Here is a 253-nt window from a genome sequence, read left to right as displayed (position 1 = left end):
ACACGAACAAAAGCACAAAGAATATAGTGTGCCGACTTAGCTCAGTAGGTAGAGCAACTGACTTGTAATCAGTAGGTCACCAGTTCGATTCCGGTAGTCGGCACCATTCTTTTGCCTCGATAGCTCAGTCGGTAGAGCAGAGGATTGAAAATCCTCGTGTCGGTGGTTCGATTCCGCCTCGAGGCACCATTATTTGGTGCTTAACAAATAATGGTCTGAAATGACCTGTTGTTGACACAAATAATTCCCCCTT

The 253-nt window shown here is 45.5% G+C and carries 2 tRNA genes; both read left to right on the top strand.

Annotated elements, in window-relative coordinates:
- Nucleotides 1-30 precede the first annotated feature (30 nt).
- Nucleotides 31-106: transfer RNA gene (locus tag RH46_RS03645), tRNA-Thr, on the top strand.
- A gap of 7 nt (nt 107-113) precedes the next feature.
- A tRNA-Phe gene (locus tag RH46_RS03640) sits at nt 114-189 on the top strand.
- Nucleotides 190-253: the final 64 nt, after the last annotated feature.

This window comes from Vibrio brasiliensis LMG 20546 (assembly GCF_000189255.1).
GTDB classification, from domain to species: Bacteria; Pseudomonadota; Gammaproteobacteria; order Enterobacterales; family Vibrionaceae; genus Vibrio; species Vibrio brasiliensis.
This window is presented reverse-complemented; position numbering and strand designations above follow the sequence as displayed.